This is a genomic window from Pseudomonas sp. P39-UII1, assembly GCF_039672635.1.
Classification (GTDB): domain Bacteria; phylum Pseudomonadota; class Gammaproteobacteria; order Pseudomonadales; family Pseudomonadaceae; genus Aquipseudomonas.
This window is the reverse complement of the sequence record NZ_JBDFPP010000040.1, coordinates 1-19,431: the sequence shown is the minus strand read 5'-3', so window position 1 is coordinate 19,431 and position 19,431 is coordinate 1. Positions and strand designations below refer to the sequence as shown.

The following is a 19,431-nucleotide window of genomic DNA, read 5'->3' as shown; positions in this document are numbered from 1 at the left end:
GCATTGGAACCACCTGATCCCATCCCGAACTCAGTAGTGAAACGATGCATCGCCGATGGTAGTGTGGGGTTTCCCCATGTGAGAGTAGGTCATCGTCAAGATTCATTTCGCAAAACCCCTATCTGCGTGAGCAGGTAGGGGTTTTGTCTTTAAGTAGGAACTACAGAGATTCGCTGGTACGTCCGCAGGACGGGCCGGCACACAGAATTTCTTGACGACCATAGAGCATTGGAACCACCTGATCCCATCCCGAACTCAGCAGTGAAACGATGCATCGCCGATGGTAGTGTGGGGTTTCCCCATGTGAGAGTAGGTCATCGTCAAGATTCAAATCCAAAGCCCCTGTCTGCACTGCAGACAGGGGCTTTGTCTTTTCCGGCCTACAGCATTGCGACCTTGCGCGCCTTGCTCTTGCGCCTCGCCTGCAGCTTGCGCCACCACACATACACCCCGGTGACGGACAGCACGGCAATCACGATGCCCAATACCGCAATAAGGATCTGCCCGGTCATACCGATGATCCGCCCGCCATGTATGGGCAGCTGCAACCGATAGAACTGCTCACCCAGCGTGCCTTGCCCGGCGATTTCCTGGCCGAGCAGATGACCATCGGTGCCATGGAAGAACAACCAGGACTTACCGTGGGCATCGGTATCGTGCTGGCCAAAGCCGGCACCGTAGAAGTTGTATTCGAAGCTGTAGTACAGCTCGCCAATGGCAGCGGTCAGCCCTAGCCGCGAGCCCTCTTCCAAGGCCCGCTGATAGGCCTGTTGGTACGTCAGCCTGGTGACCCCCAGCTCTTCCTTCGGCAACGCACCACGCGCCTCGTAGACGCTCGGCTCAACGGGTGAGAACAACGATACTGCCGGCTTGAACACTTGGGCTGGCAGGTTCATCGCAACGCTGCTGATCGCCACCGGAAGCAGGAGCAGCCAAAGCCATAATCCACTGGCCCTGTGGATATCCATGTTGAGCCGGTAGGCATGCCCGCCCTTGATCTTCCAGGCGGTTGCCCACTTGCGCCAGAAAGGCCGCCCCCGGGGCAAGGTCAGCAACACGGCAATGAAACAATCCACAACCCACAAGATGGCCACCACGCCCATCAACAGCAGGCCCCAATTGCCCGGCAGCGTCAGGCTGTAATGCAGCTCGAGGATGAACGGCATGAAGTTCTCTCGCGAGAAGCAACATTCGCCCCAATAGCGTTGGCCGAGCGTTTGACCACTGACAGGGTCCATATAGAACACAGTGTTCTTTTCGGCATATGGCTCGCCGGTCTGCGGATCATTGCGCGGCACCATGGCCAGCAGGGCAGAGTGCCCAGCCTCCTGTGGATACTCCATGTACCAGACCTGCAGGCGCGGATGTTGCGCCTGCAACTTATCCACAAGTACCCCAGGCTGTTGAACAACCCCTTTGGCCGGCGCTTCATAGAAACCCGGGTTCAGCCACTCGTCCAGTTCGTGATGAAACGCAAGTACGCTGCCAGTCAGGCCAGCAAGCGCAAGGAACACCGCAGTCACCAGCCCCAGGTAACGGTGCAGCAGTACAGAGAATTGACGCATCTAGCCAAGCTCCAAAAACACCAGAAACGAAAAAGCCAGCGCCTGAAGTCAGGCGCTGGCTTTGCAACCAGGTCGTACCCGGTCAGAACTGATAACTGACCGTAGCGCTGACATTGCGCTCTTCACCCATGTAGCAGTAGTTCAAGCTGGCACACGATGTGACGTAGGTTTCGTTGGTGAGGTTGTTGGCATTAAGGCGCACATCCACACCCTTGAGCCCCACCTTGCCGAGGTCGTAGCCCACCGAGGCGTCGAACAGGGTGTAGGAAGGCACCTTCATGCTGTTTTCCGCATCCACCCAGCTGTAGCCCACGTAGCGCACGCCGCCACCGAGGCGCAGGCCGTCCAGCGGCCCTTGGTGGAAGTTGTAGTCCGCCCACAACGAGAACATCTGCTTCGGTGCCTGGGTCGGTGAGTTGCCTTTGTTGTCGAGACCCGACACCAGGCTGGGCATCGATTTGGAATATTCGATATCGGTAAAGGTGTAGCCGCCCAGCACCTTGAGGTTGTCCGTTACCTGCACGTGGGCTTCCAGCTCCAGGCCCTGGGAACGCACCTCACCAACAGGGCGGTAGAAGTCTTCGTTCGGCTGCTTGGACGCCAGGTTTTCCTGCTCGATGCGGAATACCGATGCGGTGAACAGGTTGTCGCTGCCTGGCGGCTGGTACTTGATGCCCGCTTCCCACTGGGTGCCCTCGGTCGGCGCCAGCGGGCGGCCATCCTGGTCGGACACGGTGTTGGGGTTGAATGATTCCGAGTAGCTGGCATATGGGGCAATACCGTTCTCGAACAGGTAGAGCACGCCGGCACGGGTGGTGAACTTCGAGCGGTCATCGCTGGCCCGGGTGTCGCTGTCGCGGTTTTCTTCCGAGACTTTTACCCAGTCCTGGCGCAGCCCCAGTGAGAAGCGCCATTGGTCCAGCTCGACCAGGTCCTGCAGGTATACCCCAGTCTGTTGCAAACGGCGCTGATAGCGGTTTTCGCCGAGTACCTGAAGGTTGCCATTGCCGTATTGCGGGTTGCCGGCATCGAGCGGGTTGACGGTGCCATAGCGCCAGGCCACATCGGCCTTGCGCCGTTGATAGTCGGTGCCCAGCAACACTGTGTGCTTGGCCGCGCCGGTGAAGAATTCCGCCTGCAGCATGTTGTCGATGATGTAGGAGTGCAGGCGCTCGTCACCCCCGGTATAGGCGCGGTTGAGGATATTGCTGTCAGCGTCTGCCCAGCCTGCGGAGTAGACCTGGTCCATCGACACGTCGGAATCCTGGTAGCGGAAGTTCTGCCGTGCGGTGAAGACATCGTTGAATCGATGCTCGAACTGGTAGCTGAACGACTGCTGGGTGCGTTCGTAGTTATCGATGCCCGGCTCGCCTTCGAAGAAGTGATCGGACAGCCTCAGGCCGTTGCGCTTGTGCAGCATGCCATCGGCCGGGTTGCCGCCATGGTAGCCACCGTTGGGGTCGTGCTGCAGGTAGGCCTGCAGTGTCAGCGAGGTGTCCTCGGTAAAGTCGATGCTGATCGCGGGCGCAATGGCGTAGCGCTCTTCCTTGTTGTGGTCGAACTGCGTGTCGGAAGCATCCGCCAGCCCGGTCAGTCGATAGGCAATGCGCTTGTCGTCATCCAGCGGACCGCTGAAGTCGAAACCCATGCCACGCTGGCCCTGTGTGCCGACAGTGGCCTGTACCTGATGGTAAGCCTCGAACAGCGGCTTCTTGGTGGTCAGCGCCACCAGGCCGCCCGGAGAGCTGCGGCCGTAAAGCACCGAGGAAGGGCCTTTGAGGATGTCGATACGCTCGATGAAATACGGGTCTACCTGCATGGTGCTGTAGGTGCCGTTATCACCCATGGACTTCAGGCCATCGACGTAGATGTTGTCCACCGAGCCGTCGTTGAAGCCGCGCATCGCCACATAGTCATAGCGATGCGTGGCGCCATAGGGGTTGGTCAGCACGCCGGGGGTGTAGCGCATGGCCTGGGCGACGGTCTGCGAGCCCTGGTCATCGATCTGTTGGCGGGTCACTACCGACACCGATTGCGAGGTTTCCACCAGCGGCATGCTGGTCTTGGTCGCAACCTGGCTGTGGGTGGCGTTGTAACCGTCCATGCTGCCCAAGGCGTTGCCCAGGGTGAAGCTGCGCACATCGGTATCAGGCAGTGACAACGCGGCATCTGCAGGCTGGGCGTGCAGCACATAGCTGCGGCCGTCCGCGCTGGTAGCCTCCAGGCCCGTGCCATTGAGCAACTGGCGCAGCGCCTGGTCTGTCGGGTACTGCCCCTGCAGGCCGTTCGAGCGTTTCTCGCCGGTCAATTGCGGGGTGCTCGACAGGGTGATGCCAGCCTGGCGGGCAAATTGGTTGAGCACTTCGTTCAGCGGGCCAGGTGCGATCGCGTATTGCTGGCTCAGCTGCGCCGGTTCGGCGGCGTTCGCCAGTATTGGCGCGCCGCTCATGCCAAGGGCGGTGCCGAACAGAGCGGCACGTACCGCTTTGCGTAGCCTGGCTGAATTCAAGACAGGTCGAAAATCATTCTCGGTAGCGAGGTACGCTGAAGGTGAAGCGATGGGCATGTCGAAGTCCGTCGAGTCGTTATAGGGCAGATGGAGTTGCTTACTGTCCTAGCCGGATGTGTCGTCAAAACCCGCCAGAAATTTCTTGCTGATGGCGAATCAGGCCACACGCTCGATCCGTATCCACCAGCGTGTACGTTGGCGAAGCTGGACTGGCAGCGTCTGTGGCAGCAACTGCAGCAATTGGTCCGGATTTTCCAGGCGGAATACCCCAGACAGGCGCAAATCGGCGATATCGTCGCTGCAGCCGAGGTATCCATGCCTATAACGGCTCACCTGCGCGAGGAAATCGGCCAGGCGCATGTCACGGGTGACGATCAGCCCATCCGCCCACGCTGCAGCGTCCATGTCGACTTGCGCCAGCCGTTGCGCCCCCACTGCATCTATCCGCCAGTTCTGGCCGTCGGCCATCCATTGCAGTTCGCCGGTACCTGGGTGGTGAATGGCAACTCTGCCCTGGCTGACGCTGACCCGCGTGCAGTCGGGATCCTGGCGGACCACAAACCGCCCTTCGAAGCCCTCCAGCAGGGCATCACGGGTCTGAACCAGCAGCGGCTGCCCTTTGTACGGCGTTTGGCTGCACGTGAGCATCAGCTCGCCGTGCTTGAGGCGAACCATGCGCTGCTGCTCGGTGAACGCCAGGTCTACTGCGGTGCGTGTGTTGAGTTGCAGCAGAGAGCCGTCGGGCAAGTGGACAGTGCGGCGTTCGCCGGTAGCGGTGGCATAGTCCGAGGTCCATGCACTGATGGTATCCAGGTCTTTGGCCAGCCAGCTCGCCGACCCTATCATTGCAGCGCCGCCGAGCAGCTTCAGCGCCTGGCGCCGATGCAGGCTCCGTTGGCTGGTTTCCAAGGTCTGCAGCGCGACGCCCGCTCCGGGAATGGCGCGCAGGTCGAGATCCTGTTGCAGGCTCGTCACGCGTTGCCAGGCCAGCTCATGCTCGTGTTGGGTATTTCGCCACCGCTCGCATTGCTGTGCCAACACTGGGTCGTTGCCGCTTTCGCGCAGGCGGAGCATCCAGTGGATAGCCTGTTTGACGGCTTTGGAGGAGGGCGCCATGTCAGCGTTCGTCTTCGTAGCGCAACAGGTAGCAGTGGTAGAGCGCATCGGCCACGTGCCGCTCAACCGAGCGCAGGGAGATGCCCATCTGTTCGGCGATGGCCTTGTGGCTCAACCCTTCACATTGGGCCAGCAGGAACGCGCGGCGTACCTTGGGCTTGAGCCCGTCGAGCATCCGCGCGATGCGTTCCAGCAGCTCCAGCAGCAGTTCGCGGGTTTCGGCCGAGGGCACCTGCCCCTCGGGCACGTGTGCCAGGGCTTGCAGATAAGCACGGTGCAGCTCTTCACGCCGCCAGTGGTCGATGACCAGGCCGCGGGCGATTGTGCGCAGGAAGGCTCGTGGCGCGTTCAGCTGAAGCTGCTCATGGCGTTGCAGCAACCGCACGAAGGTGTCCTGGGCAAGGTCCGCAGCATCAGCGGCATTGCCAAGCTTGCTGCGCAGCCACGTATTCAGCCAGCTGTGGTGGTCACTGTAGAGCGTGTGCACGGAGTCATTCGAAGGCATGACGAGCAATCGGCATAAATGATAATTAGTCTCATTGTTTGCCGGAGCGGGTGCTGTTTGCAACTTTCATTTGCAGCCGGCCCACTCAGTTGGGCGATTGCTTGTCCAGGTAACTCCTGATCACCCGAGCGCCATTGTTCAGGTGCTGCTCCAGCACCCTCACGGCTTCATCCGCCAGCTTGTCACTGGCGGCGTCCGCCAGCGCGTTGTGATCGTCCTGGGTCAGCTTGCCCAGCCCCATCGACGACAGGTGGAAGCGCAGAAAGCGTTCCTCCTCATTGAGCTCGTTCTCGATCAGGCGCAGCAGCTTCTGGTTTGGCGCCTTGCCATACAGCGCCATGTGAAAGAGCCGGTTGAGGCGGCCGATTTCGGCATGGCGGGTTTCGTTTTCCAGCTGCTGGATATAGCCGCGGGCGCGAGCAATGTCGTCGGCATCGAGCAGCGGAATGGACTGGCGCAGCGCCTCGGACTCGAGCAACACACGCAGCGCGTAGGTATCGACCGCGTCTTCGCCGATCAGGGGTGCGACGACCGCGCCCTTGTGCATCTCCACGTTCACTAGCGATTGCGCCTCGAGCTGGCGCAACGCCTCGCGCACTGGCATGCGGCTGACGCCATACAGGGTGGCGAGTTCTTGCTGGCGCACGGCTGTGCCGGGCGGCAGGCGGCCATCGAGAATGGCGCTGCGCAGGCGCTCTTCGATCACGGCACGGGCCAGGTGTGCCGGCAGTTGCTCGCTGGCCAGCACATTGCTCAGTTTGATTTTCTCGGCCACGCGGAGTCTGCCTCGACGACGAAAGTTGGATCCAATGACACTAGTAACAGGCAAGGGGCCTTGTCAAACCGACGCTCGCAGCGGAGCGAACGAAACAAGACCATGGGATATGGTGTATGAAGTCGCCTGGCAAAGGAAGCGGCATATACCAAGCGCTATCAAGAAAGTTATAGCGGCCTGGCCACCGCCGGCCATGATTGCAGGGTGCCATTGTTTTTTACGCTTGCAAGCCGCACCATCGCTGCTTTCGATTGGTCTGAACAGGTCTTTGCAGTGGCGATACCCTGGCTGCTCAAAACCGCCGTACGACGTGTAGGCCTTGCTGTTCTGCTGGGTTGCTTGCTGCTGGGCGGCTTGCATGCAGACTGGGATTTTTCCCAGATCAGCCGCAAATCACAGGCTCTATACGGCCCGCTGGGGGCGGGCAAGGGCCGCATCGACGCCTGGCAGCAGCTGATGGTTGCACAAAGCCAGGGGTCTGAGCTGCAGCGGCTGCAGGCGGTCAACCTGTTTTTCAACCAGCAATTACGCTATGTCGAAGACATCGACCTGTGGCACGAAGTCGATTACTGGGCGACGCCGATCCAGGCTTTGATCAAAGGCGCCGGCGATTGCGAGGATTACGCCATCGCCAAGTATTTCAGCCTGCGGCGCATGGGCATCCCCAGCGAGAAGCTGCGCATCACCTACGTCAAAGCCCTGCGCCAGAACCGCGCGCACATGGTGCTGACCTATTATTCAAGCCCACAGGCCCAGCCACTGGTGCTCGACAGCCTGATGGACGCCATCAAGCCGGCCAGCCAGCGAACAGACCTGCTACCCGTGTACGCCTTCAACGGCGAAGGCTTATGGTTGACGGGTGCAGCGGGCAACAAGAAAGTCGGCGACACCAAGCGCCTGTCACGCTGGCAGGACGTGCTGAAGAAAATGCAGGCCGAAGGGTTCCCGGCCGAACCGGTTTACTGAAGGAGCACAGATGTCACTGTTCAAACAATTACTGTTGGCCATTTGCCTGTTCCTGGTGGTCGCGTTCAGCGGCAGCTTCATGGTCAGCCTGGAGAGCTCGCGCAGCCAATACGTCAACCAGCTGCGCTCGCATGCCCAGGACGCAGCCACGGCGCTGGCGCTGTCACTCACGCCAAATATCGACGACCCGGCCATGGTCGAGCTGATGATCAGTTCGATTTTCGACAGTGGCTATTACTCCAGCATCAAAGTGGTCGATCTGGCGTCCAATGCCGTGCTGGTGGAGCGACATGCCGAACCCGACCCGGGTGGCGTCCCTGCCTGGTTCACGCATTTGATCGGCCTGGAACCGGCCGGTGGCGATGCCATCGTCAGCCGCGGCTGGCAGCAGGCCGCGCGGGTCGAAGTAATCAGCCATCCGATGTTCGCCATCGCCAAGCTGTGGCAGAGCGCCCTGGGCAGCCTGGGCTGGCTGCTGCTTTGCGGTGCGGCCAGCGCCGTGCTCGGTGCCTTGCTGCTACGCCGCCAGTTGCGCCCGCTGGACTACATGGTTGAACAGTCCCACGCCATCGCCCGCCGCGAGTTCCTGAGCCTGCCAGAGTTGCCGCGCACGCCCGAGCTGCGTCGGGTGGTGCAGGCGATGAACCAGATGGTCGAAAAGCTCAAGGCGCTGTTCACCGAGCAGGCAGAGCGTAGTGAGCGGTTGCGTACCGAATCCTATCAGGACAGCCTGACCGGGCTGTCCAACCGCCGTTACTTCGAAATGCAATTGACCACCCGGGTCAGTAACCTGGAAGAAGCACGCGCTGGCTATTTGCTGTTACTGCGTGTCCAGGACCTTACCGGGCTCAATGCCCGCCTGGGTGGCCAGCGCACCGACCAGTTGCTGCAGGCGGTGGGCGAACAGCTGCGGCGTACTTGCGCAACATTCCCCGAAACCAAAGACCTGATCTCCCGCAGCCGTGGTGGTGAATTCGCTGTGCTGGCGCCTGGCATGGTGCACGAAGAGGCCGTGCAGCTCGCCCAGGCCCTCGAGGCAACCTTGCAGAGCTTGCACGAGACCGGCGCCACCGACGTTGACCCGGTGGCTTGTATCGGCCTGGCCCCCTTCAGCCCTGGAGACGCACCTCAAGCGCTGCTGAAGCTTGCCGATGAGGCCCTGGCGCGTGCGGAAAACCAGCCGACGCCAGGCTGGGTGTGCCTGGAGCAGGGCGCGGCAGCAGTGGCTGGCGATAGCCATCATGACTGGCACACGCGGCTTGACCAGGCCTTCGTCAAAGGCCAGTTCGAACTGTTCTTCCAGCCGGTGGTTGATTGCAAGGCGGTGCACCGCGTGCTGCACCACAAAGTGATTTCGCGGCTGCACGATGATCAGGGCGAGCCGCTGCCGGCTGGGCGTTTCCTGCCGTGGCTGGAGCGTTTTGGCTGGATGCCGCGGCTGGATGTACTGGTGCTGGAAAAGGTGCTGGCGCACTTGCGTCGCCACACTGAAGTGCTGGCGCTCAACCTGTCCGCAGCGACCCTCGCCGACCCCAAGGCGTTGCAACGGGTTTACGAACTGCTCGGCCAGCATGCCGCACTCGGGCCGCGCCTGGTTCTGGAAATCGGTGAAGAACAATTGCCTGCGCAAGCTGTGCTCGAGCAATTGACCCGGCGCCTGCACGGTCTAGGTTTCGGGCTGGCGCTGCAGCGTTTCGGTGGCCGTTTCAGCATGATCGGCAACCTGGCGCACCTGGGCCTGGCGTACCTCAAGATCGACGGCAGTTACATTCGCAACATCGACCACGAGCAGCACAAACGCCTGTTCATCGAGGCGATCCAGCGCGCGGCGCACAGCATCGACCTGCCGTTGGTCGCCGAGCGGGTCGAGACCGAAGGTGAGCGGCTAGTGCTGGCGGAGATGGGCGTAGAAGGCATTCAGGGGCAGCTGGTCGGCGAGCCTGCACCCTGGCGCTGAATAAGCACTGAGGGTGCAGGCCGCACCCTCAGGGCAGAAAACTGCGGTGATCAGCGTTCGCGCAGTGCCTCGGAGCGGGCCTTCATGATCGGCTTGAGCAGGTAACTCATGATGGTCTTCTTGCCAGTCATGATATCCACCGTGGCCACCATGCCCGGGATGATCAGCAAGGGCTTCTCGTCGGTACCCAGATGACTCCTTTCGGTACGCAGCCGGATCAGGTAGTAGGTGGTTTTCTTGTCTTCATCGGTGATGGTGTCGGCACCGATCTGCTCAAGCTTGGCCTTCAGGCCACCGTAGATGGTGTAGTCGTAAGCCGTAAACTTGACCGTTGCTTCCTGGCCCGGGTGAAGGAAGGCGATGTCCTTGGGCAGGATCTTCGCTTCGACCACAAGGCTGTCATCCAGCGGCACGATTTCGACGATATCGCTCCCCGGCTGGATCACTCCGCCGACGGTATTGACCAGCAACTGCTTGACGATGCCGCGCACCGGCGAGGTGACCATGGTGCGGTTGACCCGGTCATCCAAGGCCTTGCCCGTGGCGGTTGCCTTGTTCAACTCGGTGCGGGCTTCGTTGAGTTGGGTCAGTGCATCGCTGCGGAACTTGCCGCGGGTTTCCTCGATCTTGCTCTGCACTTCCTTGATGGCCGCTTCGGCACGGGGGATGGCCAGCGCGGTCGAGTCCATCTGGCCGCGGTTTTCAACTTCGGCGCGGCGCAGGCGCAACACCTCCACCTGTGAAATCGCCCCTTGGGCCACCAGGGGCTCGGACATGGCGATCTCCTGGCGCAGCAGCTGCAGGCTGTTGGCGTACTGTGCCCGCTTGGAGGTGAATTCGCGCAGCTCCTGCTGTTTTTGCACCAGTTGCTGTTCGAGGCCGCTGATCTCGTCCTGCAGTTGCTGGCGCCGGCTCAGATACAGAGACTGCTCGCTGGCGGCTTGGCTTGGCGCGGCCTTGCGCAGTTCTTCGTCGATTTGCAGCGGCTTGTCGTCCACTTCAGCGCTCAGACGCTGTACACGCAGGGCCATGGCCAGGCGGTCGGCTTCAGTTTCACCCACATTGGATGCAAAGCGGGTTTCGTCAAGCCGCAGCAACGGCTCACCCACTTCGACGATCTGACCCTCCTTGGCATAAATCTGCGCGACGATACCCCCTTCCAGGTTCTGGATTTTCTGCACCTTGGAGGAGGGGATCGCCTTGCCTTCGCCGCGGGTCACTTCATCGATGGGGGCCACGCTGGCCCAGATGATCATGACCAGGAAGAACGCGATGATGCCCCAGATGGTCAGGCGCACGATGCGCGGCGCATCTTCGACCAGGGCCTTCTTGACCTCGGGCAGGGGTTGCCCGACGAGCGACTCGGAACCCTTGAAATAGCGGCGCATGTTGTCCTTGAAACGCCCCATATCCAGCTTATGCAACACTGATCTGCCCCTTCTTCAGCGCATCCATGACGGCGGCCTTCGGGCCATCCGCAACGATCTGTCCACGGTCGATCACGATCAACCGGTCCACCAGCGAAAGCAACGACGCCCGGTGAGTCACCAGCAGCACGGTCTTGCCTTCAATCACTGCGCCCAAGCGTTGCTTGAGGCGTTCTTCGCCGGTGTTGTCCATGGCGCTCGTGGGTTCGTCCAGCAGCAGAATTTGCGGGTTGAGCAGCAGCGCCCTGGCCAGGGCAACGTTCTGTCGCTGGCCGCCGGAAAGGTTCTGGCCGCGTTCGCCAACCTGCAGCTCATAGCCGTCGGGGTGCAGGCGGGCGAACTCATGCACGCCGGCCAGTTCGGCAGCTTGCAGGATGAGTTCGTCTTCGATGTAGCGGGCGCCGCTGACCAGGTTGTCGCGCAGGGTCCCTGCCAGCAGCTGAATGTCTTGTGGGACATAACCGATATTGTGGCGCAGCTCGCTGACGTCGATCTGGCGGATATCCACGCCATCCACCAGCAACGAGCCGTTGTCTGCCTCGTACAGGCCGACGATCAGCTTGGCCAGCGAGCTCTTGCCCGAGCCGCTGCGGCCGATGATGCCAACCTTCTCGCCGGGGCGGATATTCAGGTTGATGCCCCTGAGCGCCTGGTTCTGCTGATTGGGGTAGGTGAAGTCGACACCGCGGAATTCGACAGCCCCCTGCAGTACCTGACGACTCAGCGGCCGCTCCTCGAAATTGCGCTCCTGCGGCAGCTCCATCATCTGGTCGGTGGCCACCATGGTCACCTTGGCCTGCTGGTAGCGGGCCAGCAAGCCATTCAGCGAGCCTAGCGGGCCAAGTGCCCGACCGCTGAGCATGTAGCAGGCAACCAGGCCGCCCATGCTGAGGTTGCCATCGATGATCAGGTAAACGCCCACGCAGATCATCGCCACCCCCGCCAGCTGCTGGATCAGCATGGTGATGTTCATCGCCAGGCTCGACAGCACTTTCACGCGCAGCTCGAGGCGGCTGAGGGTGCCGAGTGTCTGCTCCCACATGTACTGGCGTTCGCTTTCGGCGTTGTTGACCTTTACAGCATCGAGGCCGGCCAGCGTTTCGATCAGGCTGGACTGGCGCTCCGATGCCAACGCCATGGTGCGCTCCATGGTGGCCATCAGCGGCTTCTGCAGGGCATAGCCGATGCCCAGAGCCAACGGGAAGGCCAGGATCGGGATCCACACCAGATGCCCGCCGATGATGGCAATGACCAGCAGGATCAACAGGGTAAACGGCAGGTCGATCAGGGTGGTCAGCGTAAGCGAGGCCAGAAAGTCGCGCAGGCCTTGGAATTCGTGGATGTTCTGGGCAAAGCTACCGACCCTGGCAGGGCGGTACTTCATCGACATGCCCACGATACGCTCGAACAGCGTCGCCGAAATGATCAGGTCGGTCTTCTTGCCGGCAAGGTCGAGGCAAAGCCCGCGCAGGCCTTTGAGTATCAGGTCGAACACATAGGCAAAGCCGATGCCCGCAGCCAGCACCCACAGCGTCGAAGTGGCCTGGTTGGGCACCACGCGGTCGTACACGTTCATCACGAACAGTGGCGCGGCCAGGGCAATCAAGTTGATCACCAGGCTGGCCGCGATGGCGTCGATGTACAGCCACTTGCTGCGCATCAGCGTGTCGCGGAACCAGGAGCGGGCGCGCGGGATGAGGTTGCCGTGATTGACGTCGAACTTGTGCTGCGGCTGGGCGAAGAACACTTTGCCGCTGTAGTCGCCCTGCAGCGCCTCGCGGCTGACCAGCACCTCACCACCGTCGCTCTCGCTGAGCAGCAGGCGGGCGGTGTCCTGGTTTTCCCAACCCAGCAGCACGGCGCAGCGGCCCTCATTGAGCAGCAACATGGCCGGCATGGCGATGCTTGGGATCTGCTCCAGCTTGCGCTGCAGCAGGCGCCCTTGCAGCCCGGCCCGCGCTGCGGCACGGGGCAGCAGGTCGGGGCTCAGGCGCTGGGCCGGCAAGGGCAGGCCGGTGGTCAGCATGGCCCGGCTCGCGGGCTTCTGGTGCAGAACACACAGCGTCAGCAGGCTATCCAGCAACGGGTCATCGTGCTGACTGCGTGGATCGTGGGTGAGTTGGACTCGACTGACTTCGGATTCCACGCGGCGCTCTCTTCATCCTTGCGGGTAGATGGTGCGGGTGCGCCTCAGTTCATGCCTGGCAGGTTCACTCGCGGTTTCAAATCATTCTGCACAACGGTGGCCATCGGGGCTACGACACCCTGACTTTTGAGCAGTTGGCCAATGGTCGCCTTGATTCGGTACTGAGTAAACAATTGTATGTTCTTCACCTCTACCAGACGGCGCTGGGCAGTGAAGGTTTCATTTTCACTGTCGAGCAAGTCGAGCAGGGTGCGTTCACCAAGGCTGAACTGCTGCTGATAGGCACTGCGCACCCGGTTGCTGTGATCGACGTACTGCTGGGCGATCGGCACCTGGGCATTGGCATTCTCCTGCGCATTCCATGCCAACCCCAGTTCTTCATTCAACTGGCGCAGGGCATTGTTGCGAATATCCAGCGCCTGGTTGGCCAGGTACGACTTGGATTCCAGGTCCGCCTTGTTGCTACCACCCGCGTACAAGTTGAAGTTCATTCGCAGCATGGCCTGCCACTCGTTGTTATGGCCGACGGTCCCATCGACGTTGTTATCGGCCGTTCGTCCGAGTTCTGCATCGAACCGTGGATAGAAGCTCGACTTCGCTGCGTCGTACTGTTTTTCTGCCGCGGCGATGTCCGACTCGGCAGAGCGCAATACCGGGCTGCTTTCGACCATCTGCGCGCGCGCCTCATCCAGCGTTGCCGGCAGCAGGTCGATGAATGGCGCTGGGGCGCTCAGCTCATCTGGCATCTGGCCTACCACACTGAGGAAGTTGGTGTTGGCGTCGGCGAGGTTGGTCTGTTCGGTGATCAAGTTGTTGCGTGCTTGCGCCAGGCGGGCTTCGGCCTGATCCAGGTCGGCCAGGCGCCCCACGCCACGGCTGGTCCGCAGTTTGATCTGGTCGAGGATCCGTTCGTGATTGCGCAGGTTTTCTTCGGCAAGGCGCACCATCTCGCGGCGTGACAGCACATCCAGATACACCTGGGCCACGTCGAGCGCTGTGCGTTCCGAGGTACCCATCAGCGAATAGGCGCGGGCATTGGCGGTGGCTTGTTGACGCCCGACTTCGCTGGAGGTGGCAAAACCGTCAAAAACCATTTGCCGAAGACGGATTGCTGACTCTCCTCGATTCATCGTTTCCCAGCGGTTGGCGGTACTCGGGCTGTCGGTCCCTTCACGGCCGTAGCCTGCAGTAACGTCCACCCGCGGCAAATAGCCGCCCTTGGCCGCTCGCACTTGGTAGTCGGCAGCCACGCGGGCATTGACCCCGGCTTGAACCTCCGGGTGCACCTCGAGGGCTTTCTGCATGGCTTCGGGCAAGGTTTGTGCTTGTACGAAAGTGGCGGCAAAGGCGAATGGAAGAGCGGTAAACAGTGACGCACGCATTTTTTTACTGATCCCCGAGGGCGCTGGTGTCCTGAATCACGGTCGAAGCGGTTCAGGTTTGGAAATGACAACCTGATTTGACCGATGAGCAGCTTCCGACGGGGCACTGGTATTAGTACTAAAGGAAGGAGTAGCAAACGTTCAAATATCAATGTGACATTACTTTGCCGATTGTTTAGGATGGCGATCATAAGGTCAATAGTTTGGCATAAAGTTAATAGCCGACAGTTATAGACGATATTTTGACGTCAAATATGTCGGAAACATTATCGACACAGTTCCGCCTGCAGTGGCTCATCAACGCCGCTCGGAGCATGGAAGTAGATCAGATCGGGTAACCCGGAGAGTCCAATGAGCAGCGTTGTAGCCATCGTTAAAAGTATTGTTGGCCAAGTCATCGCAGTATCCCCAGAAGGCATCCGGCGCGTACTGATCGAAGGCGATCGCCTGTTGGCCGGTGAAGAAGTCCTCACCGGCCCGGGCGGCGCCGTTACGCTTGAGCTGGCCGATGGGCGTCTGCTCGATTTGGGCCGTGACAGCCAGTGGAGCGCCGATGCGCCAGACAGCAGCACCGACCTGGGCCAGGCCACCGCGCAAGCCGCGCCGTCGGTAGAAGAGCTGCAGCAAGCGATCGCTGCTGGCGTGGACCCGACGACCGAACTGGAAGCGCCGGCAGCAGGGCCGGCAGCGGCAGGCGGTGGCTCGGTTGGTGGGGGGCACAGTTTTGTATTGCTGGAAGAAACTGCAGGCTCTGTGGACCCGACCATCGGCTTCCCGACTGACCCGCTGGGCTTCGCCGCCGGATTGAACAGCGATGAGGTCGGCGGGCTGGATACCGACGGCAACACCACCACAGCCGATACGCCGACAACGGTCGCCACTGGGCTCACCCTCAGCGCCACCCCTTCCATCTCCGAAGCGGGTGGCGTTATCGTCTATACCGCGACGGTCGGCCAAGCACCCACTTCCGCCCTGACCATCACGCTGTCGAATGGCGCCGTCGTCGTCATCCCGGCCGGGCAAACCAGTGGCACTGTCAGCGTCACGATTCCCGCCAACGATACGCCCTACATCGATGGCGGCCAGATCACCACGACCGTTACTGGCACTACCGGGGGCGGCGGCCTGACGGTTACCGTACCGCAAACGCCAGCAGTCACCCAGATCACCGATACAGTCGATACCACTACTGCCACCCTTACCGCCTCGCCAAGCGTGACCGAAGGCGGCGTGATCACCTACACCGTGACCTTGAGCAACCCTGCTCAGACTCCGGTGACTGTGACCCTGTCGAATGGCCAGACTGTTACCGTTGAAGCGGGCAAGACCACCGGCAGCGTGGACTTCCAGACGCCGGCCAATGACGTTTACGCCAATGGTTCGACGGTCAGCACCACCATCACCGGTGCCACCGGCGGCAATTTCGAGCAGCTGACGCCGAATCCGGCGCCTGCCGAGACCATTATTTCGGACTCGGTCGATACGACCACCGCGACCCTCACTGCGTCTCCAAGCGTGACCGAAGGCGGGGTGATCACTTACACCGTGACCCTGAGCAACCCAGCCCAGACTCCGGTGACCGTGACCCTGTCGAATGGCCAGACCGTTACCGTTGAAGCGGGCAAGACCACCGGCAGCGTGGACTTCCAGACGCCGGCCAATGACGTTTACGCCAATGGTTCCACGGTCAGTACCACCATCACCGGTGCCACCGGCGGCAATTTCGAGCAGCTGACGCCGAATCCGGCGCCTGCCGAGACCGTGATTTCGGACTCGGTCGATACGACCACCGCGACCCTCACTGCGTCTCCAAGCGTGACCGAAGGTGGGGTGATCACCTACACCGTGACCCTGAGCAACCCAGCCCAGACTCCGGTGACTGTGACCCTGTCGAATGGCCAGACCGTTACCGTTGAAGCGGGCAAGACCACCGGCAGCGTGGACTTCCAGACGCCGGCCAATGATGTTTACGCCAATGGTTCCACGGTCAGTACTACCATCACCGGTGCCACCGGCGGCAATTTCGAGCAGCTGACGCCGAATCCGGCGCCTGCAGAGACCGTTATTTCGGACTCGGTCGATACGACCACCGCGACCCTCACTGCTTCTCCAAGCGTGACCGAAGGTGGGGTGATCACTTACACCGTGACCCTGAGCAACCCAGCCCGGACTCCGGTGACCGTGACCCTGTCGAATGGCCAGACCGTTACCGTTGAAGCGGGCAAGACCACCGGCAGCGTGGACTTCCAGACGCCGGCCAATGATGTTTACAACAATGGTTCGACGGTCAGCACCACCATCACCGGTGCCACCGGCGGCAATTTCGAGCAGTTGTCGATCAATCCGCTGGACGCTGTGACCGTTATCACGGACAGCATCGACACCTCTACAGTCACCCTGACTGCCAATGCCTCGGTGGTAGAAGGTGGAGTCGTCACCTATACCGCCTCGGTGTCGGCTCCTGTGACCGGTTCGCCACTGGTCGTGACCCTGGCCAACGGCCAGAGCATCACCATCGGCGTCGGTGAATCGTCCGGCTCGGTCAACTTCACCGCACCGAACAACGTCTACAACACCAATGCCCCGCTGACCAACAGCATCAGCAAGGTCGAAGGTGGTAACTACGAGCAGCTCGAAACAGCAGGCACGCCGACCACCACGGTCACCGACAGCCCAGCGACCCAAGCCACCACGGACCTGGTGCTGAGTGCCACCGGCGATGTCGCTGAAGGCGGGCAGATCGTCTACACCGCCACGCTGAGCAACCCAGCGGGTACGGCGATGACCGTGACCCTGAGCAACGGCTCGACCATCAACATCGCCGCCGGTCAAACGACTGGCCAGGTGACGGTCGCAGCCCCAGCCGATGACGTCTACAAAGACGCCGGCCAGGTCAAAGTGAGTGTCACCGGCACCACCGGTGGCGACTTCGAGAATCTGGCCGTTAATCCAGCCGAAGCCGTCACCAACGTCAGCGATACCATCGATACCAGCACGGTCACGTTGACCGCTAATGCCTCGGTCATCGAAGGCGGCGTGGTCACTTACACCGCTTCCGTCAGCGCGCCGGTCACCGGTAGCCCGCTGGTTGTGACCCTGGCCAACGGCCAGAGCATCACCATCGGCGTCGGCGAGTCGTCTGGCTCGGTTGACTTCGTTGCACCGAACAACGTCTACAACACCAACGCTCCGCTGACCAACAGCATCAGCAAGGTTGAAGGCGGTAACTACGAGCAGCTCGACACTGCAGGTAATCCGACTACTACCGTGACCGACGGTCCTGACACCCAGGCCACCACCAACCTGGTGCTGAGTGCCACCGGCGATGTCGCCGAAGGTGGTCAGATCGTCTACACCGCCACGCTGAGCAACCCGGCCGGCACGGCGATGACCGTGACCCTGAGCAACGGCGCGACCATCAACATCGCCGCCGGTCAAACGACTGGCCAGGTAACGGTCGCCGCACCGGCCGATGACGTCTACAAAGACGCCGGCCAGGTCAAAGTAAGTGTCACCGGCACCACCGGTGGCGACTTCGAGAAGCTCGCGGTCAACCCGGCTGAAGCTGTCACCAACGTCAGTGACACCATCGACACGTCGACCGTCACCCTGACCGCCACTCCAAGCGTGGTCGAGGGCGGCACCGTGGTGTACACCGCCTCGGTGTCGGCACCTGTGACTGGTTCGCCGCTGGTTGTGACCTTGGCCAACGGTCAGAGCATTACCATCGGCGTCGGCGAGTCGTCCGGTTCGGTCAACTTCACCGCGCCAAACAACGTCTACAACACCAATGCTCCGCTGACCAACAGCATTACCAAGGTCGAAGGCGGTAATTACGAGCAGCTCGAAACCGCAGGTAACCCGACCACTACCGTCACCGATAGCCCGGACACCCAGGCCACTACGAACCTGGTGCTGAGCGCTACCGGCGATGTCGCCGAAGGTGGTCAGATTGTCTACACCGCCACGCTGAGCAATCCAGCCGGTACGGCAATGACCGTGACCTTGAGCAACGGTGCGACTATCAACATCGCCGCCGGTCAAACGACTGGCCAGGTGACGGTCGCGGCGCCAGCCGATGACGTTTACAAGGATGCTGGTCAAGTCAAAGCCACCATCACCGGTACCACTGGCGGTGACTTCGAGCAGCTGGCGGTTAACCCGGCTGAAGCCGTCACCAACGTCAGCGATACCATCGATACGTCGACCGTCACCCTGACCGCCACTCCAAGCGTGGTAGAGGGCGGTACCGTGGTGTACACCGCTTCGGTGTCGGCACCGGTCACCGGTTCGCCACTGGTCGTGACCTTGGCCAACGGTCAGAGCATTACCATCGGCGTGGGTGAGTCGTCCGGCTCGGTCAACTTCGTTGCGCCAAACAACGTCTACAACACCAATGCTCCGCTGACCAACAGCATTACCAAGGTCGAAGGCGGCAATTACGAGAAGCTCGAAACTGCGGGTAACCCGACCACTGCCGTCACCGACAGCCCGGATACCCAGGCCACCACCAACCTGGTGCTGAGTGCCACCGGCGATGTCGCTGAAGGCGGTCAGATCGTCTACACCGCCACGCTGAGCAACCCAGCCGGCACGGCAATGACCGTGACCTTGAGCAACGGCGCGACCATCAACATCGCGGCCGGTCAAACGACTGGCCAGGTGACGGTCGCAGCGCCAGCCGATGACGTCTACAAAGACGCCGGTCAAGTCAAAGCCACCATCACTGGCACCACCGGCGGTGACTTCGAGAGGCTGGCGGTCAACCCGGCTGAAGCCGTGACCAACGTCAGCGATACCATCGACACGTCGACAGTGACCCTCACTGCTAACGCTTCGGTCGTGGAAGGTGGCGTGATCACCTATACCGCTTCCGTTAGCGCCCCGGTTACCGGCAGCCCGCTGGTGGTCACCCTGGCCAACGGCCAGAGCATCACCATTGGCGTCGGTGAGTCCTCCGGTTCGGTCAACTTCACCGCGCCAAACAACGTCTACAACACCAATGCTCCGCTGACCAACAGCATCAGTGAAGTGTCGGGTGGTAACTACGAGAAGCTTGAAACCGCAGGTAACCCGACCACTA

11 protein-coding genes and 2 rRNA genes are annotated in these 19,431 nt (G+C 61.2%); 5 read left to right on the top strand and 8 right to left on the bottom strand.

Going from position 1 to position 19,431, the window contains the following annotated elements; all coding sequences use genetic code 11:
- Nucleotides 1–101, top strand: a 5S ribosomal RNA gene (rrf, locus tag ABEH27_RS25350); the annotation flags it as partial.
- A gap of 109 nt (nt 102–210) precedes the next feature.
- Nucleotides 211–326 (top strand): 5S ribosomal RNA (rrf, locus tag ABEH27_RS25345).
- A 54-nt stretch (nt 327–380) separates the two neighbouring features.
- Here rrf (ABEH27_RS25345) and ABEH27_RS25340 read toward each other — a convergent pair.
- The 5 genes from ABEH27_RS25340 to ABEH27_RS25320 form a co-directional block, all read right to left on the bottom strand.
- Nucleotides 381–1,565: a PepSY domain-containing protein gene (locus ABEH27_RS25340; RefSeq protein ID WP_346616190.1), complete on the bottom strand. Its 1,185-nt coding sequence runs from the start codon at nt 1,563–1,565 to the stop codon at nt 381–383.
- Nucleotides 1,566–1,647: 82 nt separating this feature from the next.
- Nucleotides 1,648–4,014 carry a TonB-dependent siderophore receptor gene (locus ABEH27_RS25335; RefSeq protein WP_346616192.1) on the bottom strand — a complete coding sequence of 789 codons (2,367 nt, stop codon included), beginning with the start codon at nt 4,012–4,014 and terminating at the stop codon, nt 1,648–1,650.
- Nucleotides 4,015–4,230: 216 nt separating this feature from the next.
- Nucleotides 4,231–5,190 (bottom strand): FecR domain-containing protein, encoded by a 960-nt coding sequence (locus tag ABEH27_RS25330; RefSeq protein ID WP_346616189.1) that lies wholly within the window; start codon nt 5,188–5,190, stop codon nt 4,231–4,233.
- A gap of 1 nt (nt 5,191) precedes the next feature.
- Nucleotides 5,192–5,695 carry a sigma-70 family RNA polymerase sigma factor gene (locus ABEH27_RS25325; RefSeq protein WP_346616188.1) on the bottom strand — a complete coding sequence of 168 codons (504 nt, stop codon included), beginning with the start codon at nt 5,693–5,695 and terminating at the stop codon, nt 5,192–5,194.
- 85 nt (nt 5,696–5,780) lie between these two features.
- The gene (locus ABEH27_RS25320) at nt 5,781–6,470 is read right to left on the bottom strand and encodes a GntR family transcriptional regulator (RefSeq protein WP_346616187.1); all 690 of its coding nucleotides are present in this window, start codon (nt 6,468–6,470) and stop codon (nt 5,781–5,783) included.
- A 204-nt stretch (nt 6,471–6,674) separates the two neighbouring features.
- On the opposite strand from ABEH27_RS25320, the gene lapG reads away from it, so the two are divergent.
- The gene (gene lapG / locus ABEH27_RS25315) at nt 6,675–7,436 is read left to right on the top strand and encodes a cysteine protease LapG (protein WP_346616186.1); all 762 of its coding nucleotides are present in this window, start codon (nt 6,675–6,677) and stop codon (nt 7,434–7,436) included.
- A 10-nt stretch (nt 7,437–7,446) separates the two neighbouring features.
- Nucleotides 7,447–9,393, top strand: a complete 1,947-nt coding sequence (lapD, locus tag ABEH27_RS25310; RefSeq protein ID WP_346616185.1) for a cyclic di-GMP receptor LapD — start codon at nt 7,447–7,449, stop codon at nt 9,391–9,393.
- Nucleotides 9,394–9,443: 50 nt separating this feature from the next.
- Here the strand turns inward: lapD and ABEH27_RS25305 are convergent, their stop codons facing one another.
- Genes ABEH27_RS25305 through ABEH27_RS25295 form a run of 3 tightly spaced genes read right to left on the bottom strand, consistent with a single transcriptional unit; the run spans nt 9,444 to nt 14,348 of the window.
- Nucleotides 9,444–10,802, bottom strand: coding sequence for an HlyD family type I secretion periplasmic adaptor subunit (locus ABEH27_RS25305; protein ID WP_346616191.1), 1,359 nt, complete (start codon nt 10,800–10,802; stop codon nt 9,444–9,446).
- 7 nt (nt 10,803–10,809) lie between these two features.
- Nucleotides 10,810–12,966 (bottom strand): type I secretion system permease/ATPase, encoded by a 2,157-nt coding sequence (locus tag ABEH27_RS25300; protein WP_346616184.1) that lies wholly within the window; start codon nt 12,964–12,966, stop codon nt 10,810–10,812.
- Between the two features lie 44 nt (nt 12,967–13,010).
- Nucleotides 13,011–14,348, bottom strand: a complete 1,338-nt coding sequence (locus ABEH27_RS25295) for a TolC family outer membrane protein (RefSeq protein ID WP_346616183.1) — start codon at nt 14,346–14,348, stop codon at nt 13,011–13,013.
- A gap of 351 nt (nt 14,349–14,699) precedes the next feature.
- Between ABEH27_RS25295 and ABEH27_RS25290 the strand changes: the two genes are divergently transcribed.
- Nucleotides 14,700–19,431, top strand: a 4,732-nt coding sequence (locus ABEH27_RS25290) for a retention module-containing protein (RefSeq protein WP_346616182.1), incomplete at its 3' end; no start/stop codon positions are given.

Coding starts and splice junctions, on each gene's coding strand:
- ABEH27_RS25340 (WP_346616190.1), bottom strand. CDS start 1,565: ATGCGTCAATTCTCTGTACTGCTGCACCGTTACCTGGGGCTGGTGACT.
- lapD (WP_346616185.1), top strand. CDS start 7,447: ATGTCACTGTTCAAACAATTACTGTTGGCCATTTGCCTGTTCCTGGTG.
- ABEH27_RS25305 (WP_346616191.1), bottom strand. CDS start 10,802: ATGGGGCGTTTCAAGGACAACATGCGCCGCTATTTCAAGGGTTCCGAG.
- ABEH27_RS25295 (WP_346616183.1), bottom strand. CDS start 14,348: ATGCGTGCGTCACTGTTTACCGCTCTTCCATTCGCCTTTGCCGCCACT.
- ABEH27_RS25335 (WP_346616192.1), bottom strand. CDS start 4,014: ATGAGCGGCGCGCCAATACTGGCGAACGCCGCCGAACCGGCGCAGCTG.
- ABEH27_RS25325 (WP_346616188.1), bottom strand. CDS start 5,695: ATGCCTTCGAATGACTCCGTGCACACGCTCTACAGTGACCACCACAGC.
- ABEH27_RS25330 (WP_346616189.1), bottom strand. CDS start 5,190: ATGGCGCCCTCCTCCAAAGCCGTCAAACAGGCTATCCACTGGATGCTC.